The organism is Metaclostridioides mangenotii (assembly GCF_018917235.1).
Taxonomy (GTDB): domain Bacteria; phylum Bacillota; class Clostridia; order Peptostreptococcales; family Peptostreptococcaceae; genus Metaclostridioides.
Genome location: NZ_JAHLOF010000001.1, coordinates 684,858 through 708,046, shown reverse-complemented (window position 1 = coordinate 708,046; position 23,189 = coordinate 684,858). Strand labels below are relative to the sequence as shown.

The window sequence follows — 23,189 nt, the reverse complement described above, 5'->3', positions numbered from 1 at the left end:
TAAGATTTCCCACCGCAAGGTTAAGATCCCAGGAAGACTACCTGGTTGATAGGTCAAAGGTGGAAGTGCAGCAATGTATGGAGCTTATTGATACTAATAGATCGAGGACTTGACCTGATTTTTAGATGATTTACTAAAATATATGTGTAGTTTTTAGAGTACTAACAGTATTTTGTACTACTAAATGAACATGTGCTGGTGTGGCTCAACGGTAGAGCAGCTGACTTGTAATCAGCAGGTTGTAGGTTCGATTCCTATCACCAGCTCCAAATGGATTGTGTTTATGCATAATCTTTTTTATTTTAAACCAATAAATTATACCAAAAGATCTAAGTTCTAATTATATTTCTTAATGTTATAATATAATTGGAAGATAAAAACAAAACAAACGAAATAAAAATAATTTGTTATTCAAGTAAGTCAGATAATCGCAAGTATTAATTATTTTTAATACTTGAGGAAAGTCGGAGCTCCATAGAGCAAAGGTGCTAGGTAACGCCTAGTGGAAGCGATTCTAAGGATAGTGCAACAGAAATAAACCGCCATATTTATATGGTAAGGATGGAAAGGCGAGGTAAGAGCTCACCAGCGGCTAGGCGACTAGTCGGCTATGTAAACCCCACCTGGAGCAAGACCAAGATAGGATTAAAGAGTGCTGCTCGTACTCTCCGGTAGGTAGGTTGCTTGAGCTTATCGGCGACGATAAGCCTAGAAAGATGATTATCGAATACAGAACTCCGCTTATAGATTTGCTTGAACTAATAAATAAGATTGAAAACTGTCTAATAATGGAATTTATAGATTTCTATTGTAGGCAGTTTTTTTATTTGTAGTATTTGCGTTAAAAACCATAAAAATTGAATATAAATTAATTTAACACCGTTGAAAAATGTTATACTTATAAAGAGGAATGTATAAAAAAAATGTTATAATAAAATAGTTATATGAAAAATATGATATGTTATAATGGAATATGAATAAGTATGCAATAATCTAATTAAGCGATGAAGTTAATAAGATCAATTGACATAGATTACAGTAAAAATACGTTGTTAAGGAGTGAAGAACTTGGTAGAAAATAATAATTTAATAAAAAATACAGTCTTGAATGTAGCATCAAATTTTTTAAAACAAGAGACTAAAATAAATGAAAAGTTAGATGCTACTCTAAATAAAAAATTTGAAAAAGTTGATTTAAATGAAAGTAAATATGTTGAACTTCTTAAATTCAATATACTGTTCTATAAAACCCTATCTAGAAACATAGAACCTTTAATCGGCAAGTGGATAAATGATAAGTACATACCCAATATAGATGAATTAGAAAAAGATCTTGAATTAATCACTGCAAAATGTAGAAAGTACGTAAATAAAGCAATGAAAGAGGATATAAAATTACTTAAGGTAGATGATCTAAGAAGTTTCCTAGCTTATGATAAGATGGAAATCCACGAGAAAAAAAGAAGATTAGAAAAAGATTATAAAGTTTTAAATTTATATAAAGATCTTTTAAATATATTATTTAGGAAAATAAGCTTGGATAGAGATGAGTTTGAGTTTATATACGATTTAGATTATGTAAAAGTAAAGAGAGATCTTAAAAAAGAAATAATCATATGTGTAAACAAGATATTGTCAAGTCCAAGGGGAGAGTATGTAGGAGATACTTTTACGGATGATGAATTAGACTATGAAGAAGATATGGAACTTGTTTCTGAAGATATAGATACTAAATCAAAAGATAAGAGAGAACACTCAGGATTAAACGACGTTGAAGTTACGTATCTAACTAAACTTGGAGGACTTAATACAGATAATTTAGATAAATACATAGCTAATGAGTATAAAAAAATCTTGAAATTAGAAGACTTATCTGATGAGAAAGCTTTTGGATTTGGTAAAGAAGGTATAATTGATTTTGCTGCTGCATCGATTATTCTCGAATTTTTGAATAAAAAGAACAGAGATCTAATTGAGGGGGCAATGAGATTAGTAGCTATTGGAGAATTTGGTGAAGAGAACTTTAGGGACTATATGAAATATATAATTAAGGATGAAACCGTTATAAATCTAGAAGTATGGAAAGAAGCATGTAATATTATTAAAAGGAATTTTGATGAAATTTTAAACTCTAAAATAGCAGTAAAAAATGTAGCCAATTTTAATAATATTGATCTTGATGAATATATTTATATGATAAAAAATGCAGATAAAAACAAACATTTTAAAGATAGCTTTTCTATTAGAGAAATTGCTATAGAAAAAAAAGATAGCAACAAGACCACAGAACAAATTAAAAATGTAAATGCTGATCAAGAGGAAACAAAAGTATTTAAAGAGTTAGATTTCCTAAAATCGTCAGGAAAAAATGAAGAAGGAAATGGTAATAGAAATGAAAAACATAAGTTTATTGAATTAGCCGATAGCATTGAAGAAGATGGAATGAATACTTCTATAGATGAAGATGGGCACATAATCGGATTTGAAGATTTGACTAAATTTGATAAAAAGTTTGAAGATAGCTCGAATTCAAATGATTCAACTTATACAGAAGACGAAATAATATCTGAAGATATAATGATAGATGAAGATGTTAGTAAGTCTAGTGAAGAGTATGAAGATTACAATGATGAAGAAAAAGAAAGAGTTCCAAAGAAAAAAAGAGTAAGGGATGCTATAATTGCTGTTGCTGTAGTTGCAGTAGTAGTTGTTATGTACTTTACAACTGTTGGAGGAAATAAGGGAGATAATTTAAGTGTATCAAACAATACAAAAGATACTCAAACAAAATCACAAACGCAATCACAAAATAAAAATAAGGAAAGTTTAGCAGATCAGAAAGCAAGAGAAAAAGCTGAAGCTGAAAAGAAAGCAAAAGAAGCTGAAGAGAAAAAGGCTAAAGAAATGGAAGCTCTAAAAGATGGCGGCGGTGAATACTATAGAGTATATGCGGGTGCGCATAATACTGAAGCGAGTGCAAAAGAAGCACAAGAGCAATATGCTTCAAAAGGAATAGAATCTAAAATAGTTAAAAGTAATGGATATTTTAAAATAGATGCAGGTGATTATGTTGATTATAATGAAGCAAGTGAAAGAACTAGTGAACTTGCAAAAAGATCAATAGATACATACATAGCTAAATATGACAAATATTATGATTACAAATTAGGGGAGTTCAAAAAATCAGTTAAGAATATGTCTAGTGAAGAGTTAAAAGAAGAGTATGATGATCTTAAAGACGAATTAAGGGGAAAATCTGGTTCTGCTTATAGAGAATACTCTAAAAACTTGGATGATCTTTACAGTGAACTTCAACAATAATATTGGTGTAAATTATTATTTAATGGTTAGTGATGTTTTGTAATTACAAATATCTGTTAGGAGTGTGTAATTATGTTAAAATTAGGCGAGAAAGTTATTTATGAATTATCTTCAGATTATTTTGATCTAAAAGGGATAAATGGGTTTTCTAAAATAAATAAAAATCTATTTATAACTAATTTAGGAAATATAATAATCGGTGAAGGCTCAGATTTAGAAGAGTTAGATGGACTTAAGTATATATACAGTTTTTCTGAGAATAAAGAAAAATTGGTTTCTTATTTAAAGGGAAACGAGATATTTGTAGAAGGGATAGGCTTCTCATTTTATATAGAAGAAAATGAAACTAGAAAAAGAGCAAGAGCAGATATAAAGTTGGTTTTAGGGGTAGTAGATTACGAAATGATTTGTGCTAATCAGAGGGACTTTATATTTACTATAAAAGATAGTCAAACTATTCTAAGTATAAATGGATCAAAAAATTTTATGGGTGGCATAAACTGTGATCATGAAAAGTTTGTTTTTATGGGTGGAAAAAATAGATTTGAAGTATACTTTTCTGATATTGAGAGAGAAGTTATTGAAGAAGGTTGTATATCTTTAAAAGGATATTTCCATATTGAAAGACTAGGAATTGTTGCAAGATCGATTACTATTTTTAATGATGATATAAAAAATATAATCACGTCAAATTTAAGTGAGATTATAAAGTACAATAATAAAATAGGTAATTTACCACCTGAATCAGATGTGGTATTCTGTAAAATTACTGGCAGCATAAATGGCAATGATTACAAAAATTCGAACACATTGATGATAAGATATCAAGATCAACTAATTTTTGTAAATAAAAAGACAAAAAAACAATTAATTACGGTTAATGAAAAGGACTGTAATAAGATTTCTATTGATAAAGATCTTATAATCTATGATGGAAATAATGTTTTTAATCTATACATAAATGATAAAAATAGAGAAATAATGAAAATTGATACTTTAAGAAATATTGAAGATGAAAAAGTAGGTTATACGGCAAACCATACGCCGTTTTTAATTGAACATTTTAAAGAAAGTCTAAAAATTTCTAAGTACAAAGGATTAGACATACTTTCTATTGATGGCGATAAAATTATGGATATAGTTGTGGATAATAAAGCGAATTTACATAATAAAGGCTATGTAGAGACGAAAATTATTTTTAACAATCAAGTTGTAAGTTTGTATTTGAGAAAATCTATGACTGAGAAACTCATAACAGATATATTTAGCCTCTCTAAAAAGGAAATGTTAAAAGATTCTTCTACAGAAGAAATATATGATAATTGGGCAAAATCAATGAATGATATGCTCGTATACAATTTCTTTTCAAAAATGTACTATGTAAAAGAAGAGCTAGATTCGAAATTAGCTAAAGACTTAAATGATGAAATCAGGATTGATTTAGTCAATAGATTATATAGAGATATACAAGAACAAAAAAATGATTTGGATTTACTTTCTGCTTACTATCCTAGAATAATCTATGCACAAAATGAGGCAATTTTAAGTGAATTTGATGTAGTATTAAATGATGCCATATCTTCCAACATTTCTAGCATTAAAAATGTAGTTTTAGACCTGTTGGTTAAATTCTATAGACATTTAAATCAAATAGAAGATAGTCTAAACAAAATAATATTTGTTATATCAGAAGATGAGCATAAAAAATACAATCATAGATTGCTTAAAGAATCTGATAGCGATAAATTAGAAATATTTTTAAGACAAGCATCAAAACGATTAGATCATTTTGTATCTGATATGTACCCAAACTATATCGAAGAAGTTAGCAATTCAGTAAGGAAAGTTTTTGATTCACTAAAGGAAACTTATGTGAGAATAGATAATGACGATATAAAAGAAATACTTTTTGAAAAGATAACAGAAACATATGTATTTAAACAATTGCCAATAAATGAGCAAACTAATTTAAGAAGAAAAGATGTTTTAAACAGATTAAATAACCTTATTGATAGAGGAATAAGTAGTCTAGATAATAATAAGTTTTTTATTGGTAAAAATACTACTAATGTTAATTACAGTGTTTGGGACGCTGAATATAAATTTCTAGATTTGAGTTCTGAAAATAGAGTCGATATGTGTTATATAGAAATTGATTTAGATAAAGAAATACAAGCGAACTTAATAGAAGAAGAAACTGTCGACGATATAAACGAAGATGATAGTATATTAGGAGAGCTAATAACAGAAATGGATATAGATGATGAGTCAAGCATAGATATGGCATATCAAGAGATTGACGTAGATATCGATGAGCTAGATCCTGATTTAGATGAAGTGGATTTTGATGTAGATATAGATGACGATATTAAAGAATTACTAGATGAAATATAATCTATCATTAAAAAAAGTAGTCCGCATATGTAATAAATGGTAGAATTATATATAGGAATCAAAGATTAGAAAAGAGGTAAGATAATGACAGTTTTAGTAACCGGAGGCGCAGGGTATATTGGGAGTCACACCTGTATAGAATTATTAGAAGCAGGTCATGATGTTATTATTGTAGACAACTTATGCAACAGTAATAAAATTGTTGTAGATAGGATAGAAGAATTAGCTGGTAGAAAACCATTATTTTATGATTTTGATGCAACTAATAAAGAGAAAATGGAGATAGTTTTTAGAAATCATAAAATAGATTCCATAATACATTTTGCGGCACTAAAAGCAGTTGGAGAATCTGTTAGAAAACCAATAGAATACTATAGCAATAATCTTATAAGTACATTGGTACTTTTTGACTTAATGAAAGCTTTTAATGTGAAAAATTTTGTATTTAGTTCATCAGCAACAGTTTATGGAGAGCCAGATACTTGTCCTATTTTAGAAGACTTTCCACTTTCTGTAACTAACCCTTATGGCAGAACTAAATTAATAATAGAAGAAATGTTGAAAGATATATATAAATCTGATCAATCTTTTAATATAGCTCTCCTTAGATATTTTAATCCTGTAGGAGCGCATAAAAGTGGTAGAATTGGTGAAGAGCCTAATGGTATACCTAATAATTTAATGCCGTATATAACTAAAGTAGCTATTGGTAAATTGCAAGAGCTAAGTGTATTTGGTGGAGACTATCCAACTCATGATGGTACTGGTGTTAGGGATTATATTCATGTATTAGATCTAGCTTCTGGGCACGTTAAAGCTCTTGAAAAATTGAAAGAAGGGCCTGGTCTTGTTATCTATAATTTAGGTACTGGCAAAGGATACAGTGTTCTCGATTTAGTAAAAGCTTTCTCAGAGGCTAGTGGAAAAGAAATTCCATTTAAAATAACTGAACGTAGAGAGGGAGATGTAGCAATTTGCTTTGCGGACTCCTCAAAAGCAGAAAGAGAGCTTGGTTGGAAAGCTAAATATGAAATAAAGGAAATGTGTCAGGATTCATGGAGATGGCAAAAAATGAATCCAAACGGTTATGTAGATTAGTTGTTTAAATAGTTATATAAAATTATAAAATAAAAGCATCGATATATAGAAATAAGATTTCTGTAAATCGATGCTTTTTTATGATTTTATATTTACTTAGATTAACTTCATAGTATGATTTCAACCCAAAATCAGATTGCCATTGATATGGTCCCTGTAGAGCAGATAGTATTAAAATTATAGGTGCTCTAAGCTAAATTTGTTAGTTTATATGAAAAAACAATGGTTAAATATTAGTATATAGAAATTTTATATACTTGGATACAAAATTTACTATATTTTATATAATGATATTTGGTATAGATTATTGAAATTTGTCGACGAAAAGTCGAACATTAGGAGGGTTAAAATGGATAAAAAATTGAAATTAAAGGAAATAGTTGTTGTGGCTATGCTTAGTGCAATAATAGGAGTAGTATTTACATTTTTAGATGGTATATACAAACCTTTAGAAGCTATAGCTGGGCCGGTAGGTGGAGATATAATTGGTGGACTTTACTTTATATCAGCTTTGCTATCAGTGTATATAGTGAGAAAGCCTGGATCTGCTCTAATGGGATCATTATTTACTGGAGTTATAAACTTACTTATGGGAAGCCCGTATGGAATACATATTATAGTAGCATCTACTCTACAAGGATTAGGTGTTGAAGCAGTGCTTGCAACAAAAAAATATGAAAATTATTCATACTTAAATATGAGTTTGGCGGCAATATTAGCTACTTTGCTAGTAACAACTAGAGACTACTTTATATTTGGTCTAGATCTGTATGCTGGATTACTACCTGTTATGATTGTAATTAGAATAATAAGCGCTGTGATATTTGGAGCAGGATTTACAATTGTGCTTGGAAAAGCTCTAAATTCTACAGGTGTGTTGAGTGGATTTAATATAAATAAAAAATAGTTAAAATATATAATTAAGGAGGTGTACATAGTTGTTAGAAATTAAGAATTTATGCCTCAAATTTCCTGAAGATAAAATTGTCTTTGAAAACGTTAACTTTAGTATAGAGAAAAATACTATAAATTTAATTACTGGTAAAAGTGGATGTGGTAAAAGTTCATTACTTATGTGTCTAAGTAGAGTTATACCAGAAACTGTAGAGGGTGTAATGAGTGGAGAAATTATCTACAATGGATATAATATAGAGCATAATAACGCAGAAGAAATTTCAGGAGAAATAGCATACATGTTTCAAGATCCTGATAGCCAGTTATGCACATTTACAGTTGAAGATGAAATTGCATTTGGACTAGAAAATTTAAATGTAGAACAAGAAAAGATGGAAGAAATAATAGATGAAATACTGGACTTGGTGGGGATAAAATATCTTAAATACGCTTCATTGAATAAAATATCAGGTGGTGAGAAGCAAAAAGTAGCTTTAGCGTCTATTTTAGCCTTGGATCCTGATTTAATACTAATGGATGAACCGACTGCTAATTTGGATCCAATTTCGACTATACAAATTGTAGAACTTATCAAAAAGCTTAGAGATGATATGGGAAAAACCATCATTATAATTGAGCATAATATTGATGATTTTAAAGATGTAATAGATAAAGTAATTGAACTTAACGATAAAAAAACAAGTGATTTAGAAGTAGATAATTTTATTGAACAATATCATAATAATTCTAAATATCCTAAAAGACAACATACTAATTTAGATAATGAGACTGTTTTAGATGTACAGAACCTTAGTTATTCGTATGATGAAGGGAAGAATGTAATTGATAATGTTAATTTTTCATTATATAAAGGTGAAATAGCAGCATTAGTTGGTCACAATGGGGCTGGAAAGTCTACATTATCAAAATTACTGATCGGTTTTATTAAAGCTTCTAAGGGAGAGATATTATTAAAGGAACAAAATATATATAATATGAATGTTAAAGAAATTGGTGATCACATGGGATTGGTTTTTCAAAATCCAGAGCATCAATTTATAAAGATGACTGTAGAAAAAGAGCTATCTTTAAGTTTAGAAGTTAGAGGAAATAGTGAGGATGTCGTTAAAGAGAAAACTGATAATTATTTAAAAGAATTTAATTTAATAAATAATAGGGAATCAAATCCTTTTACCCTAAGTCAAGGTCAGAAAAGGAGACTTAGTACAGCTAGTATGATGATTAATGGACAACCAATATTAATATTAGATGAGCCTACATACGGACAAGATAGAGAAAACCTAATTAAATTGATTGATTTACTCTATCAAATTAATAAAAGTGGCACTTCAATACTAATAATTACTCACGACATGGATATGGTTGAAAGATGTTGCGATAAGTTAATCTATCTTAATAAAGGACAAGTTGAGTACTGTGGTAGAGATGTAAGCAAAATAAAAAATCTTTATTTTGGCGAGAGGATTATATAGATGAATGAAAAAGCTAAATTAATAGATAAGATGAATCCATTTCTAAAAATACTTGTTTTGATAGTAGTTACATTAATTGGATCATTTGAATTTTTGCCATTTTTACCAATTGTATTAATATTACTAGCTTTAATTACAGTAGCTTTTTTTAGTAATTTGAAGTTAACGGATCTATTTAAATCAGTTAGAGTATTTGTTATTATGTCTATAGGATATATGGGATTTATACTGTTTGCGAGATTTATAAGTAAACAACCGATAATGTTTATCTCTGTTTTAGGATTAAGTTTTAAAATAATTTTAATTAGTGTTTATTCTGCTATATTTGTAAAGACTACTGATCCAACAGAATTGGTTATATCCCTAATAAAATACTTTAAAGTTAGCCCCAAATTTGCATTTGCTTTTTTAACTGCATATAGATTTCTCCCTACATTCAAAGAAGAATTTGAAATAATAAAACATGCACATCAAGTAAGGGGAGTAGAGGTAAGTAAAAATTTTTTAGTTAGATTATGGAATACTAAGAGTTATATTATTCCTATGATGGCTACAGCAGTACGTAAAGGAATAAGAATATCGATGTCTATGGAGACAAGGGCATTTAACAAAACTAAAAATAGGACTTATTATAGAAAACTAACTTTACAAAAAAATGAAATACTATATTCTATTAGTTATATTTTAATAGTATTTTTAGTTACAATAATACTTACACATTTCGGACTAACTAATTTAGGTCTTAAGTTTGTTACATAAATAAGAGGAGGGGTAATAATGCCTATAAAGCACAAAGCTATTTCTTATGGATTTCCACAAGATAAATTTAATACAGATCTTATAAAGGATTACTGTGAAGATTTAAATTGCATATTATATATGCAAAGAAAACCTGTAGGGGTAAAGCTTCTTTTTACTGAAGATGAATACAATGATATTGATTGGAGAGAGCCTGGTTCACAACTTGCATACTGTTGCATGGTTGAAAAAGCGACAAGAGGTATGTCATTTAAAGCAAGATTAAAACATATAAATTGTGATGGTGGTACAACAGCACTAGCTCTAGAGCCATCGACTCCAAGAATTGAATCAGGAGCTGAGTATTTTTCTTACAACTTATATGCTACTCAAGCAGCTGCTAGAAGAGTTAGAGAGGGTGTCAAAGGGCTTTATAGAACTGGAGCCCCAACCTATGGTATAGCAGTTGGCCCTTTAGAGGATTTTGAAATAACTCCAGATGTTGTAATATTAATAGTGAATCCATATCAAGCTATGAGATTACAACAAGGCTACGTATATCATACAGGTGAAAGGATAAATTCTACTTTGGCTGCTATGCAAGGTATTTGTTCAGAAGTAACTGTAGAACCTTATATAGAAGGTCGTATGAACATATCAACACTATGTCCGAGTACTAGATTTTTAGCTAAATGGAAATCAGAAGAAATGGCAATAGGACTGCCTTTTGAAAGATTTACAAGCACTGTAGAGGGTGTATTGGCGACACTTAATACTACTGATAATGTAGATAAGAAAGAGGAGATTGAAAAAAGATTTAAAGAAAAAAATAAGGATGCTAGTTTTATTACTTATGATGTTAAATAATATTTGTAAATGCCGAGAAATATTTTTAAAACAATATTCTTGGCATTTTTATTATGATAAATAATATTAAAAGCGGTGTAGCAAATGAATGCTACACCGCTTTAACAAACTTATCCTGTCACACTTTTAAGTTTGTATTCGTACTAATGATCAAATTAAAATTAAAAAAAATTTATGTTATCTTAGGATTAAGCTAACATCAAGTTTACTGCTGCCAATATACCTATTATCCAAAGAGTAATGCTTATTTTGTTTGTTTCTTTTGCTATTAAATGCATAATTACATAAGATATAAATCCGAAACATAATCCTGTACTAATACTGTAAGTAAGTGGCATCATAATTATTGTTAAGAATCCTGGAACTGCTATTTTCATATCAGCAAAATCTATATCCTTAATGTTTTGGAACATAAAAACACCTACCATAACTAATGCTGGTGAAGCTGCATAAGTAGGAACTATTCCTAAAACTGGAGTAAATATCAGTGCTAGTATAAATAGTGATGCTGTAACTAATGAAGCAAGTCCAGTTCTTGCACCTGCTGCAATTCCTGAAGCTGACTCAGCGTATGTAGTAACTGTACTTGTACCTAAAACTGATCCTATTATAGTCGCTGATACATCAGCATAAAGCATTTTATTTAATCCTTCTATATTTCCTTCTTTATCTTCAAGTCCCATTTTTTTACAACATGTAATTAATAGAGATAATGAGTCGAATAAATCGATAAACATAAAAGAGAAAATTGGCCCAATTAATGAAAATTTAAGGGCAGACATAATATCTAATTTAAATGAAATCGGTGCTATACTTGGTGGAAGTGAAACTATAGCATTTGGAAGTTCTGTAAATCCTAATATCATTGATATAATAGTAGTAACGATTATACTTATAAGGATACTACCTGTAACTTTTTTATATTCTAATATAGCCATAAGGGCAAGTCCAAATACTGAAATCAGAACTGTAGGAGTAAATTTCCCCATCGCTACAAGTGTTGATTCATTACCTGCTATTAAGCCCATATTTTGAAGACCTACAAAAGATATAAAAAGTCCGATACCAGCAGCTGCTGCCTGTGCCAAATCTTTTGGAATTGCATCCGCTATTGCTTTTCTAAGTCCTGTAACAGCTAGCACCAAGAAAACACATCCAGATAAAAATACAACTCCTAAAGCTGTTTCCCAAGGAATACCTGCTCCTAGTACCAATGAATAAGTAAAAAATGCATTTAGACCCATACCAGGGGCTAATGCGAATGGAGCGTTTGATACTAATGCCATAAGTAATGTACCTATTGCCGATGCTAATATAGTAACTGTTATAAGTGCTGCTTTGTCCATTCCTGTAGTCGATAGTATTGCTGGATTTACGAAAACTATATACGCCATTGTTAAAAACGTTGTTATTCCGGCAATTACTTCAGTTTTAACACTCGATCCACGTTGGCTTATTTTAAAGTGGTTGTCCAAAAAAACTGAAAACTGACCATTATTATTATTTGTCATTATTTCATATACCTCCATTTAATAAAAATCTTTTTCTTTATATTTTGTATTATAAACCAAAATGAGATTATTTGCAACAAAAAAACAGATAATATTCGTGTTTAAAACTCTTGAAAGCCTAAATTAAGATTATATATAAAATAATATTCGGATTTTAGAGTAGAAATCGAATATTTATTAAACTTTTGATAAATTATTTGTTATATTGATTTTAGACATATAAAAATCTTTTTATTATAGTATTTTGCTCATTTTTCAAGTATTATATTAATAGTTTTAAAAATTAGGAGGGATATTTAAGTGGTCAAATTAATAAATATAGATAAGCCAAAAATATCTGAGGTACTTACTGAGATTGAGAACATTTACGACCAATTAGTTATAGACAATAAAATAGAATGTAGTTTGGTTGAGGATAAGATTATAGAAGGATTAGATAATTTAAAGTTAAGTTTTGACTCCTGTATATTTAAAAATGTTGTATTTATTGATTGCGATTTAAAAAAATTAGATCTTTTAGATGTAGTATTTGAAAACTGTGATTTTTCTAACTGTATATTTAGCGACAGTAGTATATATAGAGTTGAGTTTAAAAATTGCAAGCTTTTAGGAACTAGATTTGATGATTCTTTTTTTAAAAATGTAGTATTTGAAAATTCTATGGCTAGATTTTCTAATTTTTCATATTCAAAATTCAGTGGATTGAATTTAATTCAATCAGATTTTTCTGAAGCTATATTTCAAGAGGTAAAAAATGAAAAATTTGCTTTAGATCAAGTAGAATTAAATAGAGCTATTTTTACAGGAACAAAACTAAAAAATTTGGATTTATCATCTAGCAATGCAGAAGACATGGAAGTTCGTATTGAAGATATAAGAGGTGTTAAATGCAGTGTTGCTCAAGCTTTAGATTTTACTAAACTTATGGGAATTAAAATTAAATAAAATATATTTGACTGAAAATTTAATGAAATCTAAAATATTGACACAATTCTGCAAATTGTATTATAATTTATTTCTGGGATTAAAAAATAAAATTTGGGATCGGAGGTTGGCTTATGAGTAAACAGATGAAAGACATTATAATCGTGGGATTTGCGCTTTTTTCAATGTTCTTTGGAGCCGGTAATTTATTGTTTCCACCGTATTTAGGCTTAGTGTCTGGACAGAATTGGCTATTGTCAATATTTGCATTTGTGTTGGCTGATGCTGGTATAGCGCTTTTGGTTATAATTGCTTCGGCAAAATGTTCGGGAAGTCTCGATGATATACTATCGAGATCAGGCAAAACATTGGCAAGAATAATTAGTATCGCAGCTCTTTCATGCCTCGCATTACTTGTTATACCAAGAACAGCAGCAACTACCTATGAGATGGGAGTAATGCCTATAATTGGGGACTTCGGAAGTGTAGCTAGAATAATCAGCTCGGTGATTTTCTTTACACTAACACTTGTATTAACAATAAAAGGATCAAAAGTAATAGATATAATAGGTAAGTTTTTAACACCAGCTTTGTTGTTAGTATTATTTGTATTGATAATTAAAGGTATTATAACTCCAATAGCAGACCCAAATCCAGGACAGTTGATAGATAGAAATTTATTTGCCGAAGGATTTACACAAGGGTATCAAACAATGGATGCACTTGGTGCTGCTTCTATGGCCACGATTATGTTGCTTTCTTTAGCACATAAAGGGTATACAGATGAAAAAGAAAAAATTAGTATGACTATTAAATCTGGGGTTGTAGCATGTATTTTTTTAGGCCTTGTGTACGGAGGTCTTGCGTATTTAGGTTCCACGGTATCTACAATGTTTGGAACAGATGTACCACAAGCTTCATTATTAGTGGAGATTACAAACTTACTATATGGATATACAGGTAAGGCCATCCTTGGTCTTATAGTTGCCCTTGCTTGTTTGACTACTTCAATAGGGCTTACTTCAGCAATATCAAACTACTTTGCAGGAATAACTAAGATTAAGTATGAGCAGTATGTAATAGGCATATGTATTGCAAGTACAATTATAGCTAATCTTGGAGTTGACTTTATAATTAAATTCTCTGTACCAATACTTCAACTAGTTTATCCAGTACTTCTTGTGCTAGTTCTCATGACTCTTGCAGGTTCTCATATTAAAAATGATAATGCGTTTAAAGGTGCTGCGTATGCAACACTAGCAACAAGTATGTTTAATATACTATATAGTTTAACTGGTACATGTGGATTTATAAATAATATTCCGCTTACAGATTTAGGTTTTAACTGGGTTATTCCAGCGTTAATATTTGGAGTAATTGGGGCATTTATAAAAAGCGGTACAAACTCCCCAAAAGTGCAAAGTTAATTTATTACACTAAATTTAAAGACACTTGATTTATATTGTAAAAATTTAATTTATATAATAGTAAAGTGCTATATAAACCCATGAAGTTTTCAAAGAATAATTTTGATACTTCATGGGTTTTTATTATAATAGCATGTTTTATCATCATGACACTTATTAAGTCTATTCATTTCTATATAAATTTAATATAAAATATGATAAAATTATATGATAGTTGTTTTAAATGAACTAATATAACTATGTATTAATTTGATGCAATCAGGAGGCTTTATAAATATGTTTAAAAAAGTTACGGCATTGTTGATGGCAATGACATTAGTAGTCATGTCATCAGGATGTAGTATATTGACAAAGAATAAAGATAAAAAAGAAGTAATAAGGGACTTTAAAGTAATAGTATTTACAGAAAGTAAAAATGAAAATAAAGATCAATACAATGCTGTAAATACAGTAGTAAAAGAGTTTAAAGAGAAAAATAAAGATAGTGAAGATGAAAAAGGTAAGAAGAAGCCAAAACAAGAGATAATTCACGAAGTTCTTCCAAAGAATTTTGATAAAAATCCATCTCAAGTTGAAAAGAAAATTAAAGATTATACTAAAGATAAAACAGTACAAGCATTTGTAGTCGCTACAGATAAGCCAGGTCTTTTACCTGCTCTAAAGAGTGTAAAAGAAAAAAGACCAGAAGTTTTAACAATATCAGCTCCTATGGGAGAAAGTGTAAATGATTTAAGTGAGTTTGTAGACGTAAATCTTGGAATAAACCCAAAACAAAGGGCTATTTCAATGGTCAAGTTAGCTAAAAAGTTAGGAGCTAGGACATTTGTTCATTATTCAACACCAGATGATTTAACTGATAAAAAAATACTTGAGAGAAAAGAACAAATTAAAGTTGCATGTAAAAATGAACAAATTGGTTTTGTTGAAATAGGAATTCCAAATTATTCCGGTGAACAAGAAAAGAAAACAATGAAAAATTCTTTAGAAAAAAATATAGAAAGCCAAGTTAAAAAATATGGCAAAGATATAAATATTTTTGGTGCAAATGAAGATTTAGATACCGTTATTTTAAACAAAGCAAAAGATTTAAAATACATAGTGGCTGAACAAAGTACACCAGATCCTACAAAGAGCTATCCAGAAGTGATGGGATTTAAGGTTGCTAAAAAAGATGAGCAAAACTACGAGAAGTTAAATGATAAAATAAGTGAAGGGGCAAAAAAATATGGTCTTTCTAGTAGACTTGGCGGTTATATAATGCCTTATGATGTTTTCTTACCTATGTTTGCCACACAACTTGCAGCAGAAATGGTTACTGAGGATCTAACTCAAGAAGATGTTTGTAATGAAGAGTATTTAGAGGCTTATGCCGAGACTAAATTCGGAGTTGGCACAAAATTTGAAGATTATAGTGATACGATTTATAATTATCAACTTATGGGACTAGATCCAATAATATATTAAAGGCATCGTTTCCACCAAACATATAGATTAAACAGTTAAGCTATGACAAAATTATCGGTACGATTTTGATTTTCGCATAACTGAGCATTTATATGTTTGGTTGGTCAATTCCTTGGGGTGATAAAGGAAAACTACTTTGTATATATGGATTTTATAAAAGCAAAATAATTGTTTACTCAGGTGTTGTAAATTACCTGATTTTTTTATAATTAGTTTGGTATCTACGGCTTTGCGCACTTTCATTTAGAATGTTTACTATAAAAATAAAGATTTAAAATCTATATTTAAAATCTTATATTATAATTATATATAAAACGTATATTGGAGGTATTATCATGAGTAAGTATAATTTTGATAAAATAGTAGATAGAATAGATACAGATTCGGTTAAGTGGGATTTTAGGACTAATTGCTCACCTAAGGCACAAAAAGATGGTCTTCCTCTTTGGATAGCAGATATGGATTTTGAATGTGCAGATCCGATTATAAAAGCACTACATCACAGAGTTGACCACAAGATTTTCGGATACAGCTCGAATAATTCAGACAAGTATTTTGATGCATTTTGTAATTGGTACAAGAGAAGATTTGATTGGGATATTGATAGAAAATGTGTTGTTTTTAGTCCAGGTGTTGTTCCAGCGATAGCTTTGCTTGTTAGAGTTCTCACAAAACCTTCAGAAGGTGTTATCATACAAAAACCTGTTTATTATCCTTTTACTAATAAAATTGAGAATAACGATAGAAAGGTCATTAATAATTCTTTAATTTACGAGGACGGTACATATAAAATGGATTACGAGGATTTAGACAAAAAAGCTTCAGACCCAAACAATAAAGTTTTAATATTGTGCAGTCCTCATAATCCAGTTGGTAGGGTTTGGAGTGAAGAAGAACTAAAAAGGGTTGTAGAGATTTGTAAAAAACATGATGTTTGGATAGTGGCTGATGAGATACATTCAGATCTTATTAGAAAGGGAGTAAAGCATACACCACTACAATTACTTTGCAGCGATTATAAGGATAAAATTGTGACTTGCGTAGCACCAAGCAAATCTTTTAATTTAGCAGGAATGCAATTATCAAATATAATAATAAACAACGCTGAGCTCAGAAAGAGATATAAGCATGAAATAGTTGCAACTGGAGGAGTAAGCTCTCCTAATCCTTTTGCAATAGTTTCTGCTATTGCTGCATATAATGAAAGTGAAGATTGGCTTGACGAACTAAATAATTATTTAGATAAAAATGTTGAATTTATTAAAGAATTTTTGCTAAACAATATTCCAAAAGCCAAGTTAATATATCCTGAGGGAACTTATTTGGTATGGATTGATTTAAATGCATTTGGATTAAATGAAATTGATCTCGAAGACTTAATGTTTAAAAAAGCTAATGTTCTATTAGATGAGGGATATATTTTTGGCAAAGAGGGAATTGGATTTGAGAGAATTAATGCTGCTTGTCCAAGATCGATTCTTAAGGAATGCTTAGAGCGAATAAAAAAAGCATTAGATTCATTAAATAAATAAATTATTTAATATGTTTAAATCAATATTTATAAAATTCAAAATAAAATGTATTGACAAAAGATAATTAATATCTTATTATAGTCAATAAGAATTAATTAGACCTGATAAAGACATTGAAGGGAAGAGTAAATATAGAGCTGCGTTTTAGCGAGTTGGTGACGGTGAAAGACCAATAACAATATCTGTATTGAAGAACATCCCGGAGTTTCTAACCGAAAGCATCTTGTTAGTAGGCTTAGACGGAACCAAACCGTTATAAGATTGGAGTGCATCGAGTAATTCTGTGCATGAAAGAGAGTTTATTTATAAACTAATTCGGGTGGTACCGCGGAAGAGTAGCCTTTCGTCCCTTTGTAGGGATGAAGGGCTTTTTTTATTGGGAACTTCTAAGATATAAAATTATAACGAGAAAAGGAGTGCAGATACATGAAAAAAATAATACCAAAAGGTTATAAAAGTAACTTAGGAACTTTAGAAACTCAGATAGCAATAAAAGAGTTAAAGGACTTTTTTGAATCTAATATAAGTAAAGAATTAAACTTAACAAGAGTATCATCACCTTTGTTTGTTCTGCCAGAGACTGGGGCTAACGATAATCTTAACGGAGAAAAAGCAGTGAATTTTGATATACCTTTTATGGGAAGAAATGCTGAAATAGTACAATCTCTTGCAAAGTGGAAGAGACTTGCTCTCAAGAAATACGGTTTTCCAGTTGATAGCGGTATATATACTGATATGAATGCCATAAGAAAAAATGAAGAATTAGATAATATACATTCTCTATATGTAGATCAATGGGACTGGGAATTTGTAATAGATAAAGAAAGTAGAAATTTAGATACATTAAAAAATACAGTGAACAGAATTTACAAAGTATTTAAAAATACAGAAGAGTTTGTATGCGATTTATACGATATTGAACGTATACTACCTGATGAAATTTACTTTATGACATCTCAAGAGCTACTAGATATGTATCCGGATCTAGATTCAAAAGAAAGAGAAAATGCAATAGTAAAAGAGAAGAAGGCTGTATTCTTGATGCAGATCGGAGTTACATTAACATCAGGTGAAAAACATGATGGAAGGAGTCCGGATTATGATGATTGGGAGTTAAATGGTGATATATTATTCTACAATCCTATTTTAGACGAAGTATTAGAGTTATCATCAATGGGGATAAGAGTTGACGAAGATACACTAGAAAAACAGTTAAATGTAACTGGGTGTCAAGATAGAAAAGAACTCGATTATCACAAGATGCTTCTTAATAGCGAACTACCGTACACAGTTGGTGGAGGTATAGGACAGTCTAGAATTTGTATGTTCTTTTTAAGAAAGGCTCATATTGGTGAGGTTCAAGTCGGGATATGGCCACAGGAAATGATAGATGAATGTAAGGCATCTGGAGTTAGATTACTATAAAATTTTATTTCAAGTCTATATTTATCAAAACACCTCTATAGGTTATAATAAATACATCAGAGATTAACGAGGTGATAAATGTGAATATATTCATTAATATAATAAACATGGTTTTAAACTTTTTTAAATGTATACTTGTAAGATTTAAAAATGCAAAGTTTGGGCTTTTATTCTTTGTAGATATAATTAAATTGCCTGATTTTTTATTTGATAGCAGAACTAATATCTTTAGTAAATTAAAGGTAATAGGATCATTTGTAGTTAGTTTAGCATACTTTGGTTCTCCGTTAGATTTTATGCCAGAATCAGTTTTCGGTGGATTTGGTTTTATAGATGATATATTACTTTTGATTTGGTTTTTAGGAATAATGAGTCAGGAAATTCAGAAGTATAAGAAGAATATTGGAGAAGCCAGAGATCCAAATGTAATCGATAATGTGAATTATAAAGTTAAAGATGATGATGAATAGTTAGAATAAAAAATAATAGGGATGTGATTTAAATCTTGAAAAAGCTTCTAGATTTTAAATCATATCCCTATTTAGCTTTTTCACGTTCTTATTATCTTATTGTAAATGTATCTATATATTATATTGAAATGTATCTATATATAATATTTTAAATTTATATTTTTAATACTATTTGAAAAAAATTCGATATATTATAAATTAAGAAAAATAATTCATAATCTTGACTAGATTGAATAAATTTACTATGATAAAGGTATTGTACTTGTTAAAATGTCGTTATATTTGTTAAAAATGTAATGAAAATGTTAACTTTGCAAAATAATCATGGGAGGAAAGAATTATGGAAAAGAAAAAATTAGGTTTAGTGCCTAAATTGATCCTAGGTATTATAGCCGGTATTCTCATTGGTAGCTTTATGCCAAAAGGATTTGTACAAGTTTTAATTACAATTAGTAATCTGTTTTCTGCATTCTTAAAATTTGTTATACCATTTATAATTATAGGATTTGTAACAGCAGGTATAGCAGATTTAGCTACTGGAGCAGGAAAATTGTTAGGAATAACAACTGCAATATCTTATGGATCTACAATTATCGCAGGACTTATAGCTTTAACAGTTGCAACATTAATATTCCCAACTTTTATTGATGCAAGCGTTGCCAGTCAAATAGGTGATCCAGAAGCGGGAATGTTATCAGCAATATTCTCTATTCCGCTTGAGCCTATGGTAGATGTAACTGCAGCAATAGTGTTTGCATTTATGATGGGACTTGGAATATCAGCTCTTAGAAATCACGGTAAAGGAGAGGTTATGTTTAATTTCTTCCAAGATTTCCAGGAAATAGTAACAAAAACTTTGTCTACTGTAATTATACCTTTATTACCTTTATACATAGCTGGTACTTTTGCCAACATAACTTATGCAGGACAAGTTTGGAACATACTTAATATATTCTGGAAAGTGTATCTAATAGTTATACCACTACATCTAATATACATCGCATGTATGTTTTTTGTTGCAGGAGCTTATGGAGGGAAGAATCCTATCCAACTTATGAAGAATCAGATACCAGGATATTTAACTGCTGTAGGAACTCAATCATCAGCTGCAACTATTCCAGTAAATGTTACTTGTGCAGAAAAGAATGGTGTTAGTAAACAAATAAGAGATTTTGTTGTTCCTTTATGCGCAACTATACACTTAGCTGGGAGTATGATATCAATTACATGTTTTACTGTTGCCGTTTTAATGATGAATGGTATGCCTCATGGAGTAAACGTTATACTACCTTATATAGCTATGCTAGGGGTTGCTATGGTTGCTGCACCAGGTGCGCCAGGAGGAGCTATAATGAGTGCACTTCCATTCTTACCAATGGTTGGGATACCTTCAGATGGAGGACTCGCAAGTCTAATGATAGCACTTTACTTAACTCAAGATAGTTTTGGTACGGCTGCGAATATATCAGGTGACAATGCTATAGCTGTAATAGTTGATAAGATTAACAACAAGCTTAGTGGTAAGGGAAACAATAAAAATGAAAAGACAGCTTAATCTTTATTAGGATAGTAAAATCTAAAATTTTATATATTATACCCAAGAGAAATCAAAATAAATAAGTTAATCTTAAGTTTTAGTTCTAATATTTATTAAAAGTACCCGTACAGTAGATTGAAATCGATTTTATGATCGAGTCACTAAATATACAGTACGGGTACTTTTTTTGTATTTATAATCTTAATTTTAATTTTTACTCGTATTAAATAAATACTTTATTTGGACAAGTTAAAAAAAACTTCATTTAAAGATTTCATTAGTATTTCGTTCTCTTCATGCTTTAGTATACATACCCTAAAGAAGTATTCACCCAAGCCTTCAAATGTTGAACAGTCCCTTATTATTATCTTATTTGGTATAAGTTTCATCCTAAGTTCAGCAGCTGTCATAAGATTTGAGTTTATTTTACAAAGAATAAAGTTTCCTTTTGTTTCATATACTGTTATTTCATTTAATTTACTTAGCTCGTTTATTAGATAGCTTCTTTCAGTACCTATTGCATTTACTGTTTCTCTAATATAGTTTTCGTCCGAAAACATAATTTCACCCATATTTGAGGCTATAATATTTACATTCCACAGGTCTATTTGACTTTGTATTTTATCCTTAATGTCATTATTCGAAATTAATCCGTAACCAAGTCTAATACCTGGAGTCGAGAAAAATTTTGATGTACCTCTAATAACAAAAAGATTGAAATATTCATCAACTAATTGTGTTGCTGAATAGATATCTGTGTCAGTAAATTCAATATAGGTTTCATCTACCATCACAAATGTATCTGTAGATTTAAGTATCTTTTCAAGCTCAGATCTAGTAAAAGCAAATCCAGTTGGATTGTTTGGATTACAGATTACTATTATATCGTAATTGTTTTTAGATATGTGATCTATTAACTTGTCTACATTTATTTTAAAATTTTCCTTAGATTTGTTGAAGTACTTGTCTATTTTTGATCCAACTAATTTTAGCTCTTTTTCGTATTCAGAATAAGCTGGAGAAAGAAGAAGCGATTTTTTAGGGCTTACAAATTTTATATATTGTGAAATCAATTCTGTAGCGCCGCTACCAAGTATTATATTTTCACCTTTGCATTTACAATAGTTAGATATAGATTTTTTTAAGTTTACGTATTCAGGGTCTGGATACATAGATACTATATCTATATTATTTATAATAAAATCTTTAGCTTTTTTGGATGCTCCAAACGGATTGATATTAGAGCTAAAATCCATAAACTCCTCTTTAGAGAATCCATATTTTCTAGATAGATCGTACAGGTTTGCTCCATGGTTATTTTTCATTTTAAATCCTCCAATTTAATTATGTATTCAATATAGTAATTATAATATAAATGATAGTTTATTCCAAATTTTTATCATACTATAAAATTAATGCCAAAATGTCTGAAAATTATTCAATTTGATAAAACCATATGTTATACTTTATATGAGTTGATTTTTGAAACGGAGGATAAAGATGTATAAGATTACAGGAGTTATGCTATCAGAAGAAGAGATTAAAGCAAAAGTGTACGAACTTGCAAAACAAATAGAACAAGACTACAAAGGTGAAGATGTTCTTGTAGTTGGAATATTAAAAGGTGCAAGTGTATTTGTTGCTGACTTAATCAGATGTATTGATTTAGATGTGAATATAGACTTTATGAGTGTATCTAGCTATGGAGCAGGAACTGCGACATCAGGTACAGTAAAAATACTTAAAGATCTTGATGTAGATATTGAAGGAAAAAACGTATTAGTTGTTGAAGATATAATAGATTCAGGACTTACGCTAAGTAATTTAGTTGCAACTTTAGAGACTAGAAAGCCTAAGTCATTAAAGTTATGTACACTTTTAGATAAACCAGAAAGACGTACAGCTGATATACATGTAGATTATGTAGGATTCGTTATAGATGATAAATTTATAGTTGGCTATGGAATAGACTATGATGAGAAGTACAGAAACTTACCACATATAGCTATAGTTGAAGATGTATAAGATTTAAAGAATTTAAACTAAAAGAAGAAGGCTTACCTTAATTGGTAAGCTTTTAATTTTAGATTAGAT

General features: G+C 29.7%; 17 protein-coding genes, 1 tRNA gene, 1 other RNA gene and 1 other annotated feature. Of the genes, 17 read left to right on the top strand and 2 right to left on the bottom strand.

The annotated features are described in order from the left end of the window. Window positions 1-194: 194 nt before the first annotated feature. The 9 genes from KQI18_RS03340 (at window position 195) to KQI18_RS03300 (ending at window position 10,805) form a co-directional block, all read left to right on the top strand. A tRNA-Thr gene (locus KQI18_RS03340) sits at window positions 195-269 on the top strand. 143 nt (window positions 270-412) lie between these two features. Beyond that, window positions 413-760, top strand: an RNA gene (gene rnpB, locus KQI18_RS03335) — RNase P RNA component class A. 308 nt (window positions 761-1,068) lie between these two features. Then, the gene (locus tag KQI18_RS03330) at window positions 1,069-3,321 is read left to right on the top strand and encodes an SPOR domain-containing protein (RefSeq protein ID WP_216466218.1); all 2,253 of its coding nucleotides are present in this window, start codon (window positions 1,069-1,071) and stop codon (window positions 3,319-3,321) included. A gap of 72 nt (window positions 3,322-3,393) precedes the next feature. Then, window positions 3,394-5,715, top strand: coding sequence for a hypothetical protein (locus tag KQI18_RS14115; RefSeq protein ID WP_236887606.1), 2,322 nt, complete (start codon window positions 3,394-3,396; stop codon window positions 5,713-5,715). An 84-nt stretch (window positions 5,716-5,799) separates the two neighbouring features. Then, window positions 5,800-6,813, top strand: coding sequence for a UDP-glucose 4-epimerase GalE (galE, locus tag KQI18_RS03320; RefSeq protein WP_216466217.1), 1,014 nt, complete (start codon window positions 5,800-5,802; stop codon window positions 6,811-6,813). 349 nt (window positions 6,814-7,162) lie between these two features. After that, window positions 7,163-7,720 (top strand): ECF transporter S component, encoded by a 558-nt coding sequence (locus KQI18_RS03315; protein WP_216466216.1) that lies wholly within the window; start codon window positions 7,163-7,165, stop codon window positions 7,718-7,720. 31 nt (window positions 7,721-7,751) lie between these two features. Further along, a complete protein-coding gene (locus KQI18_RS03310; RefSeq protein ID WP_216466215.1) occupies window positions 7,752-9,200 on the top strand; it encodes an ABC transporter ATP-binding protein in 1,449 nt (482 codons plus the stop codon). Continuing rightward, the gene (locus KQI18_RS03305; protein WP_216466214.1) at window positions 9,201-9,959 is read left to right on the top strand and encodes an energy-coupling factor transporter transmembrane component T; all 759 of its coding nucleotides are present in this window, start codon (window positions 9,201-9,203) and stop codon (window positions 9,957-9,959) included. It begins immediately after the preceding gene. A gap of 18 nt (window positions 9,960-9,977) precedes the next feature. Further along, the gene (locus tag KQI18_RS03300) at window positions 9,978-10,805 is read left to right on the top strand and encodes a DUF169 domain-containing protein (RefSeq protein WP_216466213.1); all 828 of its coding nucleotides are present in this window, start codon (window positions 9,978-9,980) and stop codon (window positions 10,803-10,805) included. 188 nt (window positions 10,806-10,993) lie between these two features. Here the strand turns inward: KQI18_RS03300 and KQI18_RS03295 are convergent, their stop codons facing one another. After that, a complete protein-coding gene (locus tag KQI18_RS03295) occupies window positions 10,994-12,316 on the bottom strand; it encodes an NCS2 family permease (RefSeq protein WP_236887605.1) in 1,323 nt (440 codons plus the stop codon). A gap of 300 nt (window positions 12,317-12,616) precedes the next feature. Here KQI18_RS03295 and KQI18_RS03290 point away from each other — a divergent pair, with 300 nt between their 5' ends. The 7 genes from KQI18_RS03290 to KQI18_RS03260 all read left to right on the top strand — a co-directional run bounded on the left by KQI18_RS03290 (window position 12,617) and on the right by KQI18_RS03260 (window position 21,113). Then, window positions 12,617-13,261, top strand: coding sequence for a pentapeptide repeat-containing protein (locus KQI18_RS03290; protein ID WP_216466211.1), 645 nt, complete (start codon window positions 12,617-12,619; stop codon window positions 13,259-13,261). Window positions 13,262-13,374: 113 nt separating this feature from the next. Beyond that, complete coding sequence (gene brnQ / locus KQI18_RS03285; RefSeq protein WP_216466210.1) at window positions 13,375-14,667, top strand: branched-chain amino acid transport system II carrier protein; 1,293 nt, start codon at window positions 13,375-13,377, stop codon at window positions 14,665-14,667. Between the two features lie 276 nt (window positions 14,668-14,943). Continuing rightward, window positions 14,944-16,131, top strand: a complete 1,188-nt coding sequence (locus KQI18_RS03280; RefSeq protein ID WP_216466209.1) for a DUF3798 domain-containing protein — start codon at window positions 14,944-14,946, stop codon at window positions 16,129-16,131. A 335-nt stretch (window positions 16,132-16,466) separates the two neighbouring features. After that, window positions 16,467-17,663, top strand: coding sequence for a MalY/PatB family protein (locus KQI18_RS03275; RefSeq protein ID WP_216466208.1), 1,197 nt, complete (start codon window positions 16,467-16,469; stop codon window positions 17,661-17,663). Window positions 17,664-17,767: 104 nt separating this feature from the next. Then, window positions 17,768-18,017, top strand: a binding site (T-box leader). A gap of 72 nt (window positions 18,018-18,089) precedes the next feature. Then, window positions 18,090-19,088 carry an aspartate--ammonia ligase gene (gene asnA / locus KQI18_RS03270; protein ID WP_216466207.1) on the top strand — a complete coding sequence of 333 codons (999 nt, stop codon included), beginning with the start codon at window positions 18,090-18,092 and terminating at the stop codon, window positions 19,086-19,088. A gap of 80 nt (window positions 19,089-19,168) precedes the next feature. Next, on the top strand, window positions 19,169-19,558 hold the full coding sequence (locus tag KQI18_RS03265; protein ID WP_330654348.1) for a YkvA family protein: 390 nt from the start codon (window positions 19,169-19,171) through the stop codon (window positions 19,556-19,558). 340 nt (window positions 19,559-19,898) lie between these two features. Next, window positions 19,899-21,113: a dicarboxylate/amino acid:cation symporter gene (locus KQI18_RS03260; protein WP_216466206.1), complete on the top strand. Its 1,215-nt coding sequence runs from the start codon at window positions 19,899-19,901 to the stop codon at window positions 21,111-21,113. 218 nt (window positions 21,114-21,331) lie between these two features. Here KQI18_RS03260 and KQI18_RS03255 read toward each other — a convergent pair whose 3' ends face one another. Next, a complete protein-coding gene (locus KQI18_RS03255) occupies window positions 21,332-22,420 on the bottom strand; it encodes a pyridoxal phosphate-dependent aminotransferase (RefSeq protein ID WP_216466205.1) in 1,089 nt (362 codons plus the stop codon). Window positions 22,421-22,595: 175 nt separating this feature from the next. On the opposite strand from KQI18_RS03255, the gene hpt reads away from it, so the two are divergent. Continuing rightward, the gene (hpt, locus tag KQI18_RS03250; RefSeq protein WP_216466204.1) at window positions 22,596-23,120 is read left to right on the top strand and encodes a hypoxanthine phosphoribosyltransferase; all 525 of its coding nucleotides are present in this window, start codon (window positions 22,596-22,598) and stop codon (window positions 23,118-23,120) included. Window positions 23,121-23,189: the final 69 nt, after the last annotated feature.

Coding starts and splice junctions, on each gene's coding strand:
- KQI18_RS14115 (WP_236887606.1), top strand. CDS start 3,394: ATGTTAAAATTAGGCGAGAAAGTTATTTATGAATTATCTTCAGATTAT.
- galE (WP_216466217.1), top strand. CDS start 5,800: ATGACAGTTTTAGTAACCGGAGGCGCAGGGTATATTGGGAGTCACACC.
- KQI18_RS03315 (WP_216466216.1), top strand. CDS start 7,163: ATGGATAAAAAATTGAAATTAAAGGAAATAGTTGTTGTGGCTATGCTT.
- KQI18_RS03305 (WP_216466214.1), top strand. CDS start 9,201: ATGAATGAAAAAGCTAAATTAATAGATAAGATGAATCCATTTCTAAAA.
- KQI18_RS03300 (WP_216466213.1), top strand. CDS start 9,978: ATGCCTATAAAGCACAAAGCTATTTCTTATGGATTTCCACAAGATAAA.
- KQI18_RS03295 (WP_236887605.1), bottom strand. CDS start 12,316: ATGACAAATAATAATAATGGTCAGTTTTCAGTTTTTTTGGACAACCAC.
- brnQ (WP_216466210.1), top strand. CDS start 13,375: ATGAGTAAACAGATGAAAGACATTATAATCGTGGGATTTGCGCTTTTT.
- KQI18_RS03280 (WP_216466209.1), top strand. CDS start 14,944: ATGTTTAAAAAAGTTACGGCATTGTTGATGGCAATGACATTAGTAGTC.
- KQI18_RS03275 (WP_216466208.1), top strand. CDS start 16,467: ATGAGTAAGTATAATTTTGATAAAATAGTAGATAGAATAGATACAGAT.
- asnA (WP_216466207.1), top strand. CDS start 18,090: ATGAAAAAAATAATACCAAAAGGTTATAAAAGTAACTTAGGAACTTTA.
- KQI18_RS03260 (WP_216466206.1), top strand. CDS start 19,899: ATGGAAAAGAAAAAATTAGGTTTAGTGCCTAAATTGATCCTAGGTATT.
- KQI18_RS03255 (WP_216466205.1), bottom strand. CDS start 22,420: ATGAAAAATAACCATGGAGCAAACCTGTACGATCTATCTAGAAAATAT.
- hpt (WP_216466204.1), top strand. CDS start 22,596: ATGTATAAGATTACAGGAGTTATGCTATCAGAAGAAGAGATTAAAGCA.